Source organism: Microvirga lenta (assembly GCF_020532555.1).
Taxonomy (GTDB): domain Bacteria; phylum Pseudomonadota; class Alphaproteobacteria; order Rhizobiales; family Beijerinckiaceae; genus Microvirga; species Microvirga lenta.
The window spans coordinates 249,321-264,533 of record NZ_JAJBBR010000007.1; the positions used below are offsets into that span (position 1 = coordinate 249,321).

The following is a 15,213-nucleotide window of genomic DNA, read 5'->3' on the forward strand; positions in this document are numbered from 1 at the left end:
AGCGGCCCGCTCAGCGTAAGCCGGTTGTAATCGTTCGCGTAAGGATAGGGACCCGATGGCCACGACTTTCGACCTCGATGACATCAAGCGCCGCATGCAGGGCGCGATCAACGCTTTCAAGAACGACCTCGGCAGCCTCCGCACGGGGCGCGCCTCGCCGAATCTGCTCGACCCGATCCAGGTCGATGCCTACGGTTCGATGCTGCCGATCTCCCAGGTCGCGACCGTGAGCGTGCCGGAGCCTCGCCTCCTCAGCGTCCAGGTTTGGGACCGGGGCATGGTCTCCGCAGTGGAAAAGGCAATCCGGGAATCCGATCTCGGCCTCAACCCGCAGACCGAGGGCCAGGTCATTCGCCTGCGCATCCCCGAGATGAACGAGCAGCGCCGCAAGGAGATGGTCAAGGTCTCCCACAAATATGCGGAAGAGGCGCGCATCGCGATCCGCCACGTGCGCCGGGACGGCCTCGATCTGCTCAAGAAGCTGGAAAAGGACGGCACTGTCAGCGAGGACGACAGCAGGCGCCACGGCGAGCAGGTCCAGAAGCAGACCGACCACTTCGTGGCCGAGGTCGAGCAGATTCTGGCGGCCAAGGAAAAGGAAATCATGCAGGTCTGACGTGGTCGGACCTGCATCTGGAACGAGATCATGAACGGCGAAGCCAAGCGGTCGATCACTCCCTTTGCCCGTGAACCGGAAGGCGAAGGCATGCCGGCCCATGTCGCCATCATCATGGATGGGAACGGCCGCTGGGCGGCCCAGAGAGGGCTGCCCCGCCTCGAAGGCCACCGTCGCGGCGTGGAGGCGATCCGCCGTGCCGTGCGCGCGGCCGGGGATCTCGGCATCCGCTATCTCACGGTCTACAGCTTCTCGGCCGAGAACTGGCGCCGGCCGGCCCAGGAGGTCTCCGACCTCATGGGCCTGCTCAAGCGCTTCGTACGTCACGATCTGGCCGAACTGCACGCCAACAACATCCGGGTCCGGATCATCGGGCAGCGGCAGGGGCTTTCGCCGGACATCCGGATGCTCCTGGACGAGGCCGAGCAGCTGACCCGCTCCAATACGGGCCTGACCCTGGTGATCGCCTTCAACTACGGCGGCCGCCAGGAGATCGTCGAGGCGATGCGCTCCCTGGCCCGGCGGGTGAGGGACGAGGCACTGGACCCGGACGCCATCGACATGGACATGGTCGAGGCGGCCCTCGACACCCAGGGCATCCCCGACCCGGATCTGGTCATCCGCACCTCGGGCGAGCAGCGGGTTTCCAACTTCCTCACCTGGCAGACGGCCTATTCCGAGTTCGTCTTCCTGCCGGATTTCTGGCCCGACTTCGATGAGGCGACCTTCCGCGCCGCGCTGGCGGAATATGGCCGACGGGAGCGCCGGTTCGGCGGCCTGACCGTGCGGGCAGGGTAAGCATGGCCGCCCAAGAAGGCCCTCCCTTGCCCCATGTCGCGAAGCGAGGCCCCTCGAAGGAGCTGACGACCAGGATCGCATCCGCCGTCGTCCTGATCCCGCTGGCCCTGGTCGCCGCCTATATGGGCGGATGGGCGTTCGCCCTGTTCTGGCTCGCCGCCGGAATCGCCATGATGATCGAGTGGACCAACATGACCCGGACCGAGCCCCTGCGGCTGGTTCAGGCGGTCTTCGGCACCGGCCTCGTGGTATTGACCGCTCTCCTGCTCGCCGATGCCGGCTTCGTCCCCTCTGCCCTGGCCGGGCTGGGCTTTCTCGTCGCCGGAACGCTTCTCGCGAAAGGACCGACGGGCAAGCTCTGGGCAGCCTCCGCCTTCGCCTATGCGGCCGTCATCGTCCTCGTTCCGCCCATCGTTCGCGAGCATCCCAATCTCGGGCTGATCGGCCTGCTCTGGATGTTCGCCGTCGTCTGGGCGACCGACATCGCCGCCTACTTCACCGGGAGGGCCCTGGGCGGACCCAAGCTGTGGCCGGCGGTCAGCCCCAAGAAGACCTGGTCAGGCTTCGGCGGCGGTCTCGTCGCCGGCACACTCGCTGGCCTTCTCGTGGCGTGGGGCTCGCAGCGCCTCGGCCTGATGCCGCCCTTCAGCCTGCGCAACACCATCATCCTGTCCATGATCGCCTCGGTGGCCAGCCAGCTCGGGGATCTGGGCGAATCCGCCCTCAAGCGGCATTGCGACGTGAAGGATTCGAGCCATCTCATCCCTGGCCACGGCGGCGTGATGGACCGCCTCGACGGATTCTGGGCCGTTTCGCTTCTTCTCGGGCTCGTCCTTTTGATCATCTGGTTGGCAGCATAATTTCATGACGCGTTCTCTCACCATTCTCGGGGCGACCGGTTCCATCGGCCGCTCGACGTCCGATGTGGTTCTCTCCCACCGGGACGAGTTCCGCATCGAGGCGGTGGTCGGGGGGCGGGATGCGCAGGCTCTGGCTGAGGTCGCCCGCAGGCTCGGAGCCCGGTTCGCGGCTCTGGCCGACGAGCGGGGCGGGGCCGAGCTGAGGGAGGCCCTCGCCGGTTCCGGCATTGCCTCCGGGGCCGGAGACGCGGCGGTCATCGAGGCGGCCGAGCGCGATGCCGACGTGGTGCTGGCCGCCATCAGCGGCGCCGCCGGCCTTCGGCCCACCCATGCCGCCATGAAGTCGGGGCGCCGGCTCGCTCTGGCCAACAAGGAAAGCCTCGTCTGCGCGGGCGCGGCCTTCATGGCCGATGCCAAGCGCCTCGGGGTCGAGATCATGCCGGTCGATTCCGAGCACAACGCCCTCGACCAGGCGCTCGCCGCCGGGCGAAACGTCGACGTTGAGAAGGCGATCATCACCGCCACGGGCGGTCCCTTCCGCACATGGCCGCGGGAGCGCATCGCTAAGGCCAGCGCCAAGGAGGCCTCGGCTCATCCGGTCTGGTCCATGGGCTCGAAGATCAACATCGACTCGGCCACCCTGATGAACAAAGGCCTGGAGCTGATCGAGGCCCATCATCTCTTCGGTCTCGAGGCGGAGCGCCTCGACGTCCTGGTCCACCCGGAAGCCATCGTCCATGGGCTGGTCCAATGGAGCGACGGCGCCCTGACGGCGGGGCTCGCCCTGCCCGACATGAAGGTGCCCATCGCCAACGCGCTGCGGCATCGTGAGCGCCTGCGCATGGATCTGCCCCGTCTCGATCTTGCCGCGATTGGGGGATTAAGTTTCGAACGGCCGGACGAGACCCGCTTCCCGTGTCTTTCCCTTGCCAAAGCCGCTCTCCAGGCCGGCGGAGCGATGCCGGTCGTGTTGAATGCGGCCAATGAGATCGCCGTCGAAGCGTTCATGGCAGGACGCATTGGATTTTACGCGATATCCGAATATGTTGAGAGTGTTTGCTCGATCTTTTCGCGAAGAAACATCGCCGCTCCCTCGACCGTCTCCGAGGCCCTCGCCATCGACGAGGAGGCCCGGGTGACGGCACGGCAGGCGATCCCGGCGGTTGACGAACAGACGCTGCCCCAGGGGGCGCGAAAGGGACGATGATGGAATTGCTTGCAACGATCAGCGGCGCGACGGGATCTCTCGCCCTCACCCTGATTTCATTTCTCGTGGTCCTGACGGTGGTCGTCTTCATCCACGAACTCGGCCACTTCTGGGTCGGTCGGCTCTGCGGCGTAGGCGTGACCGCCTTCTCCATCGGTTTCGGGCGCGAGCTGTTCGGCTGGACCGACAAGCACGGAACCCGTTGGAAGATCGCGGCGATTCCGCTGGGCGGCTACGTGAAGTTCGTCGGGGATCTCAACGCGGCCAGCGTTCCGAACCAGAACCAGATCCAGCAGATGTCCGCCGCCGAGCGGGCGGTGAGTTTTCCCCATCAAAACGTGGCGAAGCGCGCGGCGATCGTGGCGGCCGGGCCGATCGCGAACTTCATCCTCGCCATCGCGATCTTCGCCGGCTTCAACTACTTCAGCGGCCGGCAGGTCCTGGAGCCGCGGATCGAGGCCGTGCAGGCCGGCAGCGCCGCCGAGCGGGCCGGGTTCCAGCCGCAGGACCTCATCCTCTCCATCGACGGCAGGAGAATCGAGACCTTCGCGGACATGCAGCTCCTCGTGAGCTCGAGCGCGGGCGAAAGCCTCACCTTCACGGTCGAAAGGGGCGGGCAGACCGTTACCCTCAGCGCCGTCCCCAACTTTGTCGAGCGGACGACTCCCTTCGGCAAGCAGCGCATCGGCCTTCTCGGAGTCGAGGCCTCGAAGGACCCGTCGGCGATCAAGCGGGTCTCCTATTCTCCGCTCGGGGCCCTGAAGGCGGGCGTCGCCGAGACCTGGAACCTGATCGACCGGACCCTCAACTTCCTGCGCCGCCTCGTCATGGGGTGGGAATCGGCCGACCAACTCTCCGGCCCCATCGGCATCGCCCGTGCTTCCGGTACGGCATTCGACGTCGGCGGCGTCTACAGCCTGGTGAGCCTGATCGGATTCATGTCGGTCTCCATCGGCCTCATTAACCTTTTTCCCATTCCGCTTCTCGATGGCGGGCACCTGCTTTTCTATGCCATCGAGGCCATCCGCGGCCGTCCGTTGAGCGAAAGGGCCCAGGAAATCGGCTTCCGCATCGGCTTCGCGATCGTTGCGATGCTTATGCTTTTCGCCACCTGGAACGATCTTGTTCACCTTGGCACAAGTTTTATGGACCGAGGATCGTGACACAGACGCCACGCCCGTTAAAAATGCTACTGTGTAGGGGAAAGCGCCGTTTGCAATGACGGCGAAAGTTTGTACAAGCGACCCACACCGATAAGGTTGGGACGCGTGTCTCAGCCGGCGGGGCAACCCGCTATGGGACAAATGATAAAGAGACGGGCCAGTTGATGATGTCGACGACCACGCCACGCCGGAAGAAACCGGCCGCCACCGCTGTTATCGCCCTGAGCGCGCTGATGGCGGGAATCACTGCAGCCGATACCGCTTTCGCTCAGCAGGCGAGCCGCCGGGCCTCGGCGGCGCAGGGTCCCATCATCAACCGGGTGGTCATCGAAGGTAACAAGCGGGTGGAGCGGGCCCTGATCGAGGGCGATCTCCAGCTGCGGGCGCGGGCGCCGTACAATCAGGCGGCCGTGGATGCCGACGTCCAGCGCATTCTCGAGGTCTATCGCCGTTCGGGCCGTGGCCTGGCCCAGGTGACGCCTCGCGTCGTGGACCTGCCGAACGGCCGGGTCGACGTGGTCTACACCATCGTCGAGGGCGACAAGACCGGCGTGCGGGAGATCCGCTTCGTCGGCAACAGCCAGATTTCGTCCAGCCGCCTGCGCGGCATCATGACGACCACCGAGACGAACTTCCTGAGCTTCCTCAAGACCTCGGACGTCTACGATCCGGATCGCATCGCCAACGATCTCGAGCTGATCCGTCGTTACTACCTCAAGAACGGCTATGCCGATTTCCGCATCGTTTCCAGCGATGTGACGTTCGACCCCAATGGCGGCGGCTACATCGTGACCATCGCCGTGGAGGAGGGGCCGCAATACCGCATCGGCAGCGTGAACGTCGATTCGCGTATCCCCGAAGTGACCGCCGAGTCCGTCAGCGGCGCGATCTCGACCTCTGCCGGGGCGGTCTACAACGCCAATCTCGTCGAGCGGACGCTCCAGGACATCACCACGAACGTGGCCCGTCGCGGCTATGCCTTCGCGCAGGTTCGCCCGGTCGGCACGCGCGACCCGGCGACCCAGACGGTCAGCCTCGCCTACATCATCGAAGAGGGGCCGCGCGTCTACATCGAGCGCCTCAACGTCCGCGGCAACAGCCGTACCCGCGACTACGTGATCCGTCGCGAGTTCGACCTCGGCGAAGGTGACGCCTACAACAAGGTGCTCATCGACCGGGCCGAGCGCCGCCTCAACAACCTCGGCTACTTCAAGCGCGTCCGGATCTCGAACGAGCCGGGTTCCGCTCCCGACCGCGTCGTCGTGAACGTGGATGTGGAGGATCAGTCCACCGGCGCCTTCTCGGTCTCGGGCGGCTACTCCACCGCCGACGGGTTCATCGGCGAGGTGGCCGTCAGCGAGTCGAACTTCCTCGGCCGCGGTCAGTTCGTCCGCCTGGCCGGCCAGCTCGGCGAACGCACCAACGGCGTCGACTTCTCGTTCACCGAGCCGTACTTCCTCGGCTACCGGATGTCGGCGGGTATCGACCTGTTCTCGAAGTTCAGCGATCAGACCAAGTACTCCCGCTACGAGAACCGCGTCACCGGCGGTCAGCTCCGCCTCGGCCTTCCCTTCACGGAAGAGTTCACGCTGACCCTGCGTTACTCGCTGTTCCAGCAGGACCTGAAGATCCCGAACACCTACAAGCAGCCCTATAACGACTGCTCGGCGCCGCTGCCGGGTTATACCCAGCTCAATGCCGATGGGACGCCCAACCGCTTCTTCTGCGAAGGCAACGGCGAGGCGTCGCTCGCGATCAAGGAATCTCAGGGCAAGACCCTGACCTCTCTCGCGGGTCTGACCTTCAACTACAACACGCTGGACAACGTGAAGGACCCGCGCAACGGCTTCTATGCCGAGGTGAAGACCGACTTCGCCGGTCTTGGCGGCGACTCGCGCTACTTCCGCGCCACCGGCGACGCCCGTTACTACTACGAGCTGATGGAAGACATCGTCGGTATCGCCCGCGTCCAGGGCGGTCACATCATCGGCCTCGGAAACAACAACAGCGGCATCGGAAACGGCGGCGACCTGCGTATCGTCGACCACTTCTTCATGGGCCCGTCGCTAGTCCGCGGCTTCGCCACCAACGGTATCGGACCGCGTGACATTTCGAGCCTGGACACCAACGCGAACGCCATCGGCGGCACCACCTATTTCGGCGGTACCCTCGAGGTTCAGTTCCCGATCTTCGGCCTGCCGCGCGATCTGGGCCTGAAGGGCGCCGTGTTCGCCGATGCCGGTACGCTGTTCGGCTACAAGGGCCCGACCTCGTTCGATGTCGGCGGCGGCAGCATCCTGGACCCGATCAACGGCTGCACCCAGAACCCGAACGTTCCGCAGAACTGCATCAGCGTGCTGGACAGCAAGAAGCTGCGCTCGTCCGTCGGTGCTTCGATCCTCTGGTCTTCGCCGCTCGGCCCGATCCGCTTCGACTATGCCTTTGCGCTCTCGAAGGAGGAAGGTATCCTTGCTGCGAACGGCGCTCGGATCGGCGGCGACCGGACCCAGGCCTTCCGCTTCTCGGGCGGTACACGCTTCTAATAGGAGAGGGCGCCTCAGCGGCGCCCTCGCTCTTGTTTCATGACAGAAACGACTTTCTTCCCGCAAAGCCAGGCGCTTACGCTGCGTCAGGTGGCGGAGATGGCCAACGCGAAGCTCCCCGACGGTACCGACGGGGAGCTTTTGCTTCGAGGCGTGGCTCCGCTGGAGAGCGCCGGCCCGCACGATCTCGCCTATATGGACAACGCGGCCTATGTCGGCGCCCTGGGTGCAACGAAGGCCGCAGCCTGCCTGGTCACGCCGCGCTTCGCCGCGAAGGTACCGGCGCATACCGTCGCCATCGTGACGCCGCTCGCCTACCGGGTCTTCGCCCAGGTCCTGGCCCTGCTGTTTCCGTCGGCCATGCGGCCGGAATCGGCCTTCGCCTCCACCGGCATCTCTCCGGGCTCCTTCGTCCATCCGACGGCCCGCCTGGAGCACGGGGTGCGGGTCGATCCGGGAGCCGTGATCGGCCCGGAGGCGGAGATCGGGGCGGGAACCCTGGTCGGGGCGCACGCGGTCATCGGCCAGCGCGTCAAGATCGGGCGGGACTGCACGATCGCGCCCCATGTCAGCGTGTCCCACGCCTTCATCGGCAACCGGGTCATCCTGCACCCGGGCGTCCGCATCGGTCAGGACGGATTCGGCTTCGCCATGGGGCCGCAGGGTCATCTCAAGGTGCCGCAGGTCGGCCGCGTCATCATCCAGGACGACGTGGAGATCGGCGCCAACACCACCGTGGACCGCGGTGCGAGCCGCGATACGGTGATCGGCGAGGGCACCAAGATCGACAACCTCGTTCAGATCGCCCACAACGTGGTCATCGGCCGCCATTGCGTGATCGTGGCCCAGGTCGGCATCGCCGGCTCGACCACGGTGGAGGATTTCGTCGCCATCGGCGGCCAGGTCGCCGTGAAGGGGCATGTGCGGATCGGCATGGGCGCGCAGATCGCCGCCACCAGCGGCGTGAACGGCGATGTGCCGGCCGGCGCCCGGTGGGGCGGAATTCCCGCTCGCCCGATGCGCGAGTGGTTCAGGGAAATCCACGCTCTGAAAAAACTTGCATCCCAGGGCGATTCCAGCGATTCCGCCAAAGATGATGGCGCGTCTTCGTAGAATAGACGCCGAGTAGCATCCGGAGTGAACACATGTCCGAAGCGCCGACTACGCTTCAAACGGCCGATATCATGCAGATTCTGGATCTGCTGCCCCATCGCTATCCGTTTCTGCTCGTCGACAAGATCATCGAGATCGACGGCGACAATTCCTGCATCGGCATCAAGAACGTCACCTTCAATGAGCCGCAATTCACAGGTCATTTCCCGTCGCGCCCGATCTTTCCGGGCGTGTTCCTGATCGAGGGCATGGCTCAGACCGCCGGTGCGATCTGCGTGGCATCGAAGATCGCCCAGCAGACCAAGCCGAAGCAGGTCTTCTTCATGACCATCGACAAGGTGAAGTTCCGCAAGCCCGTGGAACCGGGCGACAGGGTTGAATTCCATATGCGCAAGTTGAACAACCGCCGCAACATGTGGTGGTACAAGGGCGAGGCCAAGGTCGACGGGAACCTCGTCTGCGAGGCCGAAGTCAGCGCCATGCTGGTGACCGACTGATGGAAACGTTCATCCATCCGCTGGCCGTCGTCGAAGACGGTGCGAAGATCGGCGAGGGCGTCAGGATCGGCCCCTTCTGCACGGTCGGGCCCGAGGTGGAGCTGGGCGACGGCTGCCAGCTCATCAGCCATGTGGCCCTCGCCGGGCGGACCACCATCGGCCCCCGCACGCGCATCTTCCCCTTCGCGTCCATCGGCCACATCCCGCAGGACCTGAAATACAAGGGTGAGGCTTCGACTCTGGAGATCGGCGCCGATTGCATGATCCGCGAAGGCGTGACCATGAATCCGGGCACCGAAGGCGGGGGCTTGCGCACCGTCATCGGCGACCGCTGCGCCTTCCTGGCGGGCTCCCATGTGGGTCACGATACGAAGGTCGGCAACGACTGCATTTTGTCCAACAACGTGATGCTGGCGGGCCATGTCACGGTCGGCAACTTCGTGATCTTCGGCGGCGGCTCGGCGGTGATCCAGTTCGCCCGCGTCGGATCGCACGCTTTCGTCGGCGGCATGTCCGGCCTCGAGAACGATCTCATTCCCTACGGCATGGCCATGGGCAACCGGGCGCATCTGGCCGGTCTCAACATCATCGGCCTGCGCCGCCGCGGCTTCACGCGCGAGCAGATCCACGATATCCGCCGCGCCTATCGCCTGCTCTTCGCGGACGAGGGCACCCTGTCGGAGCGCGTCGAGGACGTGGCGGAGGAGTTCTCCACCCATCCCTTCGTTCACGAGATCCTCGACTTCATCCGCGAGGGCAAGGACCGCTCGATCTGCACGCCCCGGGATCCTGTCGGAACCGCCTGATGAATCCGGACGGCCCGATTGCGATTCTCGCCGGGTCCGGGCAGCTCCCCATCCAGCTCGTGAAGCATCTCGAGCGGGTGGGGCGGGATTACCGCATCCTCGCCTTCCGGGGCTTCGCCGCGCCGGAGCTGCGCCGGCGGGCCCATGCAAGTGCGGATCTCCTCGACCTGAAGACCATCATGTCCGTGCTCGACGGGTGGCGGCCGCAGGCCGTCTCCCTCGTGGGGGCGGTGCGTCGCCCGGGCTTCTCGGCTCTGCTCGGGGCCTATTCGCTCCTGCGCAACCGGCAGGAGGTGATGGAGGTCATCGCCCGCGGCGACGATCAGGTGCTGCGAGGCGCCGTGATGCTGCTGGAGGAGCGCGGCCACCGGGTCGTGGGCGCCCATGAACTGGCGCCCGGCCTCGTGGCGCCGTCCAGCCTGCGCGGCGCGCGGGAAGCCGGCGCCGACGACCGGCAGGCCATCGCGGTCGGGCTCGACCTCCTCAACTCCCTCTCGGCCTTCGATATCGGGCAGGCGGCCATCGTCGCCCGCGAGCACGTTCTCGCCATCGAAGGCCCCGAGGGGACGGACCGGATGCTGCGCCGTGTCCGGGGCATGCGTCAGAGCTGGTTCGGCCTGCGCAGGAGCAAGGAGGGCGGCGTTCTGATCAAGGCCGCCAAGCGCGGGCAGGATCTGCGCGTCGACATGCCGACGATCGGGCCGAAGACCGTGCAGGAGGCCGCGCGGGCCGGGTTGTCCGGCATCGCAGTGGGTGCAGGCTCCACCCTCGTCCTCGAACAGGAGGAGACTTTGGCGACGGCGGACCGGCTCGGCCTCTTCCTCGTCGCCGTGGACCTGCCCTGGATGGAGCCGCCCCATGAGTGAGAACAGGCCGTTGTTGATCTGGATCGTCTCGGGAGAGGAATCGGGCGACCAGCTCGGCGCGAAGCTCATGCGGGGCCTCAAGAAGCGGCTCGGAGCCGAGCGCCTGCAATTCGGCGGCGTCGGCGGTCATGCCATGAGGGCTGAGGGGCTGAAAAGCCTCTTTCCCCTGGAAGACATCGCCGTCATGGGCATCTCCGCCGTCATCGCGCGCCTGCCCACCATCCTCAAACGCATCAGGCTCACCGTGGATGCGGTCGTGGCGGCCAAGCCCGACCTGCTCGTCATCATCGATAGCCCGGACTTCACCCACCGCGTGGCCAAGGCCGTGCGGCAGCGCGCCCCGCGGATCCCAATCGTCGATTACGTCAGCCCCTCGGTCTGGGCTTGGCGTCCGGGCCGTGCGCCGAAGATGCGGGTTTATGTGGACCACCTCCTGGCCCTGCTTCCCTTCGAGCCCGCCGCCCATGAGCGTCTCGGCGGTCCGCCCACGACCTATGTGGGCCATCCGCTCATCGAGCGTCTCGACGAGATCCGGCCAAAGGCGGGCGAGAGGCGACAGGCGGCGGATGCTCCCCTGAAGCTCCTCGTCCTTCCCGGCAGCCGCCGCTCGGAGGTGAGCCGCCTCATGGGGCCTTTCGGCGAGACCCTGGCGCTATTGAAGGAGCGCTCGCCGCGCCCCTTCGAGGTGACGATTCCGGCCGTGCCGCACCTCGCCGCCGAAATCGGGCAGAGGGCAGGTGCCTGGAGCGTGAAGCCGAAGATTGTCGAGGGCGAGGCCGCGAAATGGGCCGCCTTCCGCGAAGCTGACGCCGCGCTCGCGGCATCCGGCACCGTGACCCTGGAACTGGGGCTCTCCGGTGTGCCGATGGTCGTGGCCTATCGCGTGTCGAAGATCGAGGAGGTGCTGAAATACCTCATCAAGGCGCCCTCCATCGTGCTCACGAACCTGGTGCTGGGCGAGAACGTGATCCCGGAGCTGATCCAGTGGGACTGCACGCCCGAGAAGCTGACCGAGGCGCTGCTGCCCCTGCTCTCCGACACGCCGGAGCGCCGCCGTCAGGTCGAAGCGTTCCGGCGCATGGACGATCTCATGCGCATCGGCGACGAGGCTCCGAGCGAGCGTGCGGCGCGGATCGTGGAAGAGGTGTTGAGCGCAGGCAGAGGGGATTGAAGCCGATAGGCATTAAGAGAAGCGACATGGAGCGTCCTGTCTACAGCTGCTTCCCCAAAGCGCCTGTTTCGTCATCGGCCTCGGACTCCAGCTCTCGTTCCCAGTCGTAGCGATGGCCCAAGCCTCTGCGGAGCCGATACCATTTGTGACGAAACCAATCATTGGCACGGATGCGCAGCGTGGGCTTGATGATCTCGAACCTGTATTCCTCATCCATGGTTTCGAGAGTATCGGCCATGTAATTCATGGCGCGAACGACACCAGGGTCATCGAACAAGCCCGCAGCATCAGAGAGACTGCCGATAATCTGATAAGCATCTGCAATCTTGACTTGACAGAGTTCCAGTAGCGAAGAAGCCGTCTCCAACTCCTGGGCCTGATCGAGAAAGCGCCGGGCTTCGGCTTCGGAAACGCATCCCTCAGCTTCCTTTCGAAGGTTATAAGCTCGGTTAAGGAGCGTCGCGGTGACGTATTCGCCGTCGAAATGTTGAACCGTAGGGCTGCTATAATGTGTCATTGTCACGAACTTACCGGTTCGAGAGTTAGAATTTCAATATGAAAAAAGGGGCCTTTCGGCCCCTTCCTTGTTTCAGGTTCTGACGCCGGTCTTACCCGCGCTGGGCGACCGTCACGTAGTCGCGCTTGGGCGAGCCCGTGTAGAGCTGGCGCGGGCGGCCGATGCGCTGGGACGGGTCCTCGATCATCTCGCTCCACTGGGCGATCCAGCCGACCGTGCGGGCCAGCGCGAAGAGCACCGTGAACATGGAGGTCGGGAAGCCCATCGCCTTGAGGGTGATGCCCGAATAGAAGTCGATGTTCGGGTAGAGCTTCTTCTCGACGAAGTACTCGTCCCGCAGGGCGATCTGCTCGAGCTCGATGGCGACTTCGAGGAGCGGATCGTCCTTGACGCCGAGCTCGTTGAGCACCTCGTGGGTGGTCTTCTGCATGATGCGGGCGCGCGGATCGTAGTTCTTGTAGACCCGGTGGCCGAAGCCCATGAGACGGAACGGATCGTTCTTGTCCTTGGCCTTGGCGATGTACTCCGGAATCCGGTCCGGCGTCCCGATCTCCTCCAGCATCTTCAGGGCCGCCTCGTTGGCGCCGCCATGGGCGGGACCCCAGAGGCAGGCGATGCCGGCCGCGATGCACGCGAACGGGTTCGCGCCCGACGAGCCGGCGAGGCGCACGGTCGAGGTCGAGGCGTTCTGCTCGTGATCGGCGTGGAGGATGAAGATCCGGTCCAGCGCCCGCGAGAGCACCGGGTTGACCTTGTACTCCTCGGCCGGGACCGCGAAGCACATGCGCAGGAAGTTGGACGTGTAGTCCAGCTCGTTCGCGGGATACACGAAGGGCTGGCCGACATGGTACTTGTAGGCCATCGCGGCGAGCGTCGGCATCTTGGCGATCATGCGCATGGAGGCGACCATGCGCTGGTGCGGATCCGAGATGTCGGTCGAGTCGTGGTAGAAGGCCGAAAGGGCGCCGACGCAGCCGACCATGATCGCCATCGGGTGGGCGTCGCGGCGGAAGCCGGTGAAGAACCGGTTCATCTGGTCGTGCACCATCGTGTGGCGCGTGACGCGGTAGTCGAAATCCGCCTTCTGGGCGGCGGTCGGCAGCTCTCCGTAGAGAAGCAGGTAGCAGGTCTCGAGGAAGTCGCCGTGCTCGGCGAGCTGTTCGATGGGGTAGCCGCGGTAGAGCAGGATGCCCTTGTCGCCGTCGATATAGGTGATCTTGGACTCGCAGGCCGCCGTCGAGGTGAAGCCGGGGTCGTATGTGAACATCCCGGTCTGACCGTAGAGCTTGGAAATGTCGACGACGCTCGGACCGATGGTGCCTTCTTTGACAGCCAGTTCCACCGACTTATCGTCAACGTTGAGCGTGCTGGAGGTAGAACTCATGCGTCTTCGCCCTTTCAAAAGGAGGCCGGGCATAACCTAGAGCAGCCATGGGTTTCGGAGAAGGTCTCCGGCCGGACTGCCGAGCCGAATTATGCCGGTCGGTAGGTAGGATGGGGTCTCGGTAGCTTATCCGTATGGAGGGGGCAAGCACGTCTAAAGGCGAGGTGCGCCCGCTATGCAGCGGGCGCATCCTTCAGTTGGTCGCGCAGGCGCAACAGCGTTTCGTCCTTGCCGAGCACCGCCATCACGTCGAAGAGGCCGGGGGAGGTCGCCCGTCCCGTCAGGGCCGCGCGCAGGGGCTGAGCCACCTGTCCGAGCTTGGCGCCGATGGCCTCGGCGTGCTCGCGCACGACCGCCTCCACGCCGGCAGCCGACCAGTCGGAGACCGCGTCCAGCTTCTCGACGATGCCGTCCAGGCGGGCGCGGCCGTCCGCCAGCAGGCTCGCGGCCTTCTCGTCGAGGTGCAGCGGGCGCTTCGCATAGAGGTAATAGGCGCTGTCGAGGAGCTCCACGAGGGTCTTGGCGCGCTCCTTCAGGCCCGGCATGGCGGCGAGAAGCTTCTGCCGCAGGGCGGGCGTGAAGGTGCGGCCGAGATGGTGCTCGTCCTTGTCGAGTTCCGGCAGCAGATCTTCGAGAGCATTCACCAGCCGCTCGTCGTCCGACTGGCGCATGTAGTGGCCGTTGAGGTTTTCGAGTTTGGCGAAGTCGAAGCGCGCCGGAGAGCGGCCGATGCTGGAGAGAGCGAAGGCGTCGATCATCTCCTGTGTGGAAAAGATCTCCTGGTCGCCGTGGCTCCAGCCGAGGCGCACAAGATAGTTGCGCAGGGCTTCCGGCAGGTAGCCCATGCTGCGATAGGCCTCGACGCCGAGCGCGCCATGACGCTTGGAGAGCTTCGCGCCGTCCGGTCCGTGGATGAGCGGGATATGGGCCATCTTCGGCACGTCCCAGCCCAGCGCCTGATAGATCTGCGTCTGGCGGGCGCCGTTGGTCAGGTGGTCGTCGCCGCGGATGATGTGGGTCACGTTCATGTCGTGATCGTCCACCACCACGGCGAGCATGTAGGTCGGCGTCCCGTCCGAACGCAGCAGCACGAGATCGTCCAGATCCTTGTTCTGCCAGACCACGCGGCCCTGCACCTCGTCCTCCACCACGGTCTCGCCCTCGGTGGGGGCCTTGAGGCGGATGACGGGCTTCACGCCCTCGGGCGCCTCGGAGGGGTCGCGGTCGCGCCAGCGGCCGTCGTAGCGCATGGGGCGGCCCTCGCGGCGGGCCGTCTCGCGCATCTCCTCCAGCTCCTGCTGGCTGGCATAGCAGTAATAGGCGCGGCCGGAGGCCAGCAGGGACTCCGCCACCTCCTTGTGCCGTGCGGCGCGGGAGAACTGGTAGACCACGTCCCCGTCCCAATCGAGGCCGAGCCATTTCAACCCGTCCAGGATCGCCGCGATGGCGGCGTCCGTGGAGCGTTCCCGATCCGTGTCCTCGATGCGCAGCAGCATCTTGCCGCCGTGCCGCTTGGCGTAGAGCCAGTTGAACAGGGCCGTGCGTCCTCCGCCGATATGCAGGAAGCCGGTGGGCGAGGGGGCGAAACGGGTGACAACGGTCATCGGTGGCAAAACCTTAGCGTTCAAGGAGTTCGTGCGGGCTCACGGTCACGGCGCCCGCGACTCATCCA

14 protein-coding genes are annotated in these 15,213 nt (G+C 65.5%); 11 read left to right on the top strand and 3 right to left on the bottom strand.

Annotation, left to right across the window (positions count from 1 at the left end; translation table 11 throughout):
* The first annotated feature begins 55 nt into the window (after positions 1–55).
* From frr to lpxB, 11 genes are all read left to right on the top strand, one after another.
* Positions 56–616 carry a ribosome recycling factor gene (gene frr / locus LGR44_RS12540; RefSeq protein WP_226741001.1) on the top strand — a complete coding sequence of 187 codons (561 nt, stop codon included), beginning with the start codon at positions 56–58 and terminating at the stop codon, positions 614–616.
* Between the two features lie 30 nt (positions 617–646).
* A complete protein-coding gene (locus LGR44_RS12545) occupies positions 647–1,414 on the top strand; it encodes an isoprenyl transferase (RefSeq protein ID WP_226741003.1) in 768 nt (255 codons plus the stop codon).
* Positions 1,415–1,440: 26 nt separating this feature from the next.
* Positions 1,441–2,274 (top strand): phosphatidate cytidylyltransferase, encoded by an 834-nt coding sequence (locus LGR44_RS12550; RefSeq protein ID WP_319004840.1) that lies wholly within the window; start codon positions 1,441–1,443, stop codon positions 2,272–2,274.
* 4 nt (positions 2,275–2,278) lie between these two features.
* Positions 2,279–3,481: a 1-deoxy-D-xylulose-5-phosphate reductoisomerase gene (gene dxr / locus LGR44_RS12555; protein WP_226741008.1), complete on the top strand. Its 1,203-nt coding sequence runs from the start codon at positions 2,279–2,281 to the stop codon at positions 3,479–3,481.
* Entirely contained in the window at positions 3,481–4,644 is a 1,164-nt protein-coding gene (gene rseP / locus LGR44_RS12560) for an RIP metalloprotease RseP (RefSeq protein ID WP_226741082.1), read from the top strand. The genes dxr and rseP overlap by 1 nt, the downstream gene beginning before the upstream one ends.
* Positions 4,645–4,808: 164 nt before the next feature.
* On the top strand, positions 4,809–7,187 hold the full coding sequence (bamA, locus tag LGR44_RS12565; protein WP_226741011.1) for an outer membrane protein assembly factor BamA: 2,379 nt from the start codon (positions 4,809–4,811) through the stop codon (positions 7,185–7,187).
* Between the two features lie 39 nt (positions 7,188–7,226).
* A complete protein-coding gene (gene lpxD, locus LGR44_RS12570) occupies positions 7,227–8,300 on the top strand; it encodes a UDP-3-O-(3-hydroxymyristoyl)glucosamine N-acyltransferase (RefSeq protein WP_226741013.1) in 1,074 nt (357 codons plus the stop codon).
* Positions 8,301–8,332: 32 nt separating this feature from the next.
* Positions 8,333–8,797 (top strand): 3-hydroxyacyl-ACP dehydratase FabZ, encoded by a 465-nt coding sequence (gene fabZ / locus LGR44_RS12575; RefSeq protein WP_226741015.1) that lies wholly within the window; start codon positions 8,333–8,335, stop codon positions 8,795–8,797.
* On the top strand, positions 8,797–9,603 hold the full coding sequence (gene lpxA / locus LGR44_RS12580; protein WP_226741018.1) for an acyl-ACP--UDP-N-acetylglucosamine O-acyltransferase: 807 nt from the start codon (positions 8,797–8,799) through the stop codon (positions 9,601–9,603). Before fabZ ends, lpxA begins: the two co-directional genes overlap by 1 nt.
* Positions 9,603–10,469 (top strand): LpxI family protein, encoded by an 867-nt coding sequence (locus tag LGR44_RS12585; protein ID WP_226741020.1) that lies wholly within the window; start codon positions 9,603–9,605, stop codon positions 10,467–10,469. Before lpxA ends, LGR44_RS12585 begins: the two co-directional genes overlap by 1 nt.
* Positions 10,462–11,640, top strand: coding sequence for a lipid-A-disaccharide synthase (gene lpxB, locus LGR44_RS12590; protein WP_226741022.1), 1,179 nt, complete (start codon positions 10,462–10,464; stop codon positions 11,638–11,640). The genes LGR44_RS12585 and lpxB overlap by 8 nt, the downstream gene beginning before the upstream one ends.
* A gap of 40 nt (positions 11,641–11,680) precedes the next feature.
* On the opposite strand, the gene LGR44_RS12595 is transcribed toward lpxB, so the two are convergent.
* From LGR44_RS12595 to gltX, 3 genes are all read right to left on the bottom strand, one after another.
* Positions 11,681–12,157: a hypothetical protein gene (locus tag LGR44_RS12595; protein WP_226741024.1), complete on the bottom strand. Its 477-nt coding sequence runs from the start codon at positions 12,155–12,157 to the stop codon at positions 11,681–11,683.
* Between the two features lie 91 nt (positions 12,158–12,248).
* Positions 12,249–13,541 (bottom strand): citrate synthase, encoded by a 1,293-nt coding sequence (gene gltA, locus LGR44_RS12600; RefSeq protein WP_226741026.1) that lies wholly within the window; start codon positions 13,539–13,541, stop codon positions 12,249–12,251.
* 173 nt (positions 13,542–13,714) lie between these two features.
* Positions 13,715–15,145: a glutamate--tRNA ligase gene (gene gltX / locus LGR44_RS12605; protein WP_226741028.1), complete on the bottom strand. Its 1,431-nt coding sequence runs from the start codon at positions 15,143–15,145 to the stop codon at positions 13,715–13,717.
* Positions 15,146–15,213: the final 68 nt, after the last annotated feature.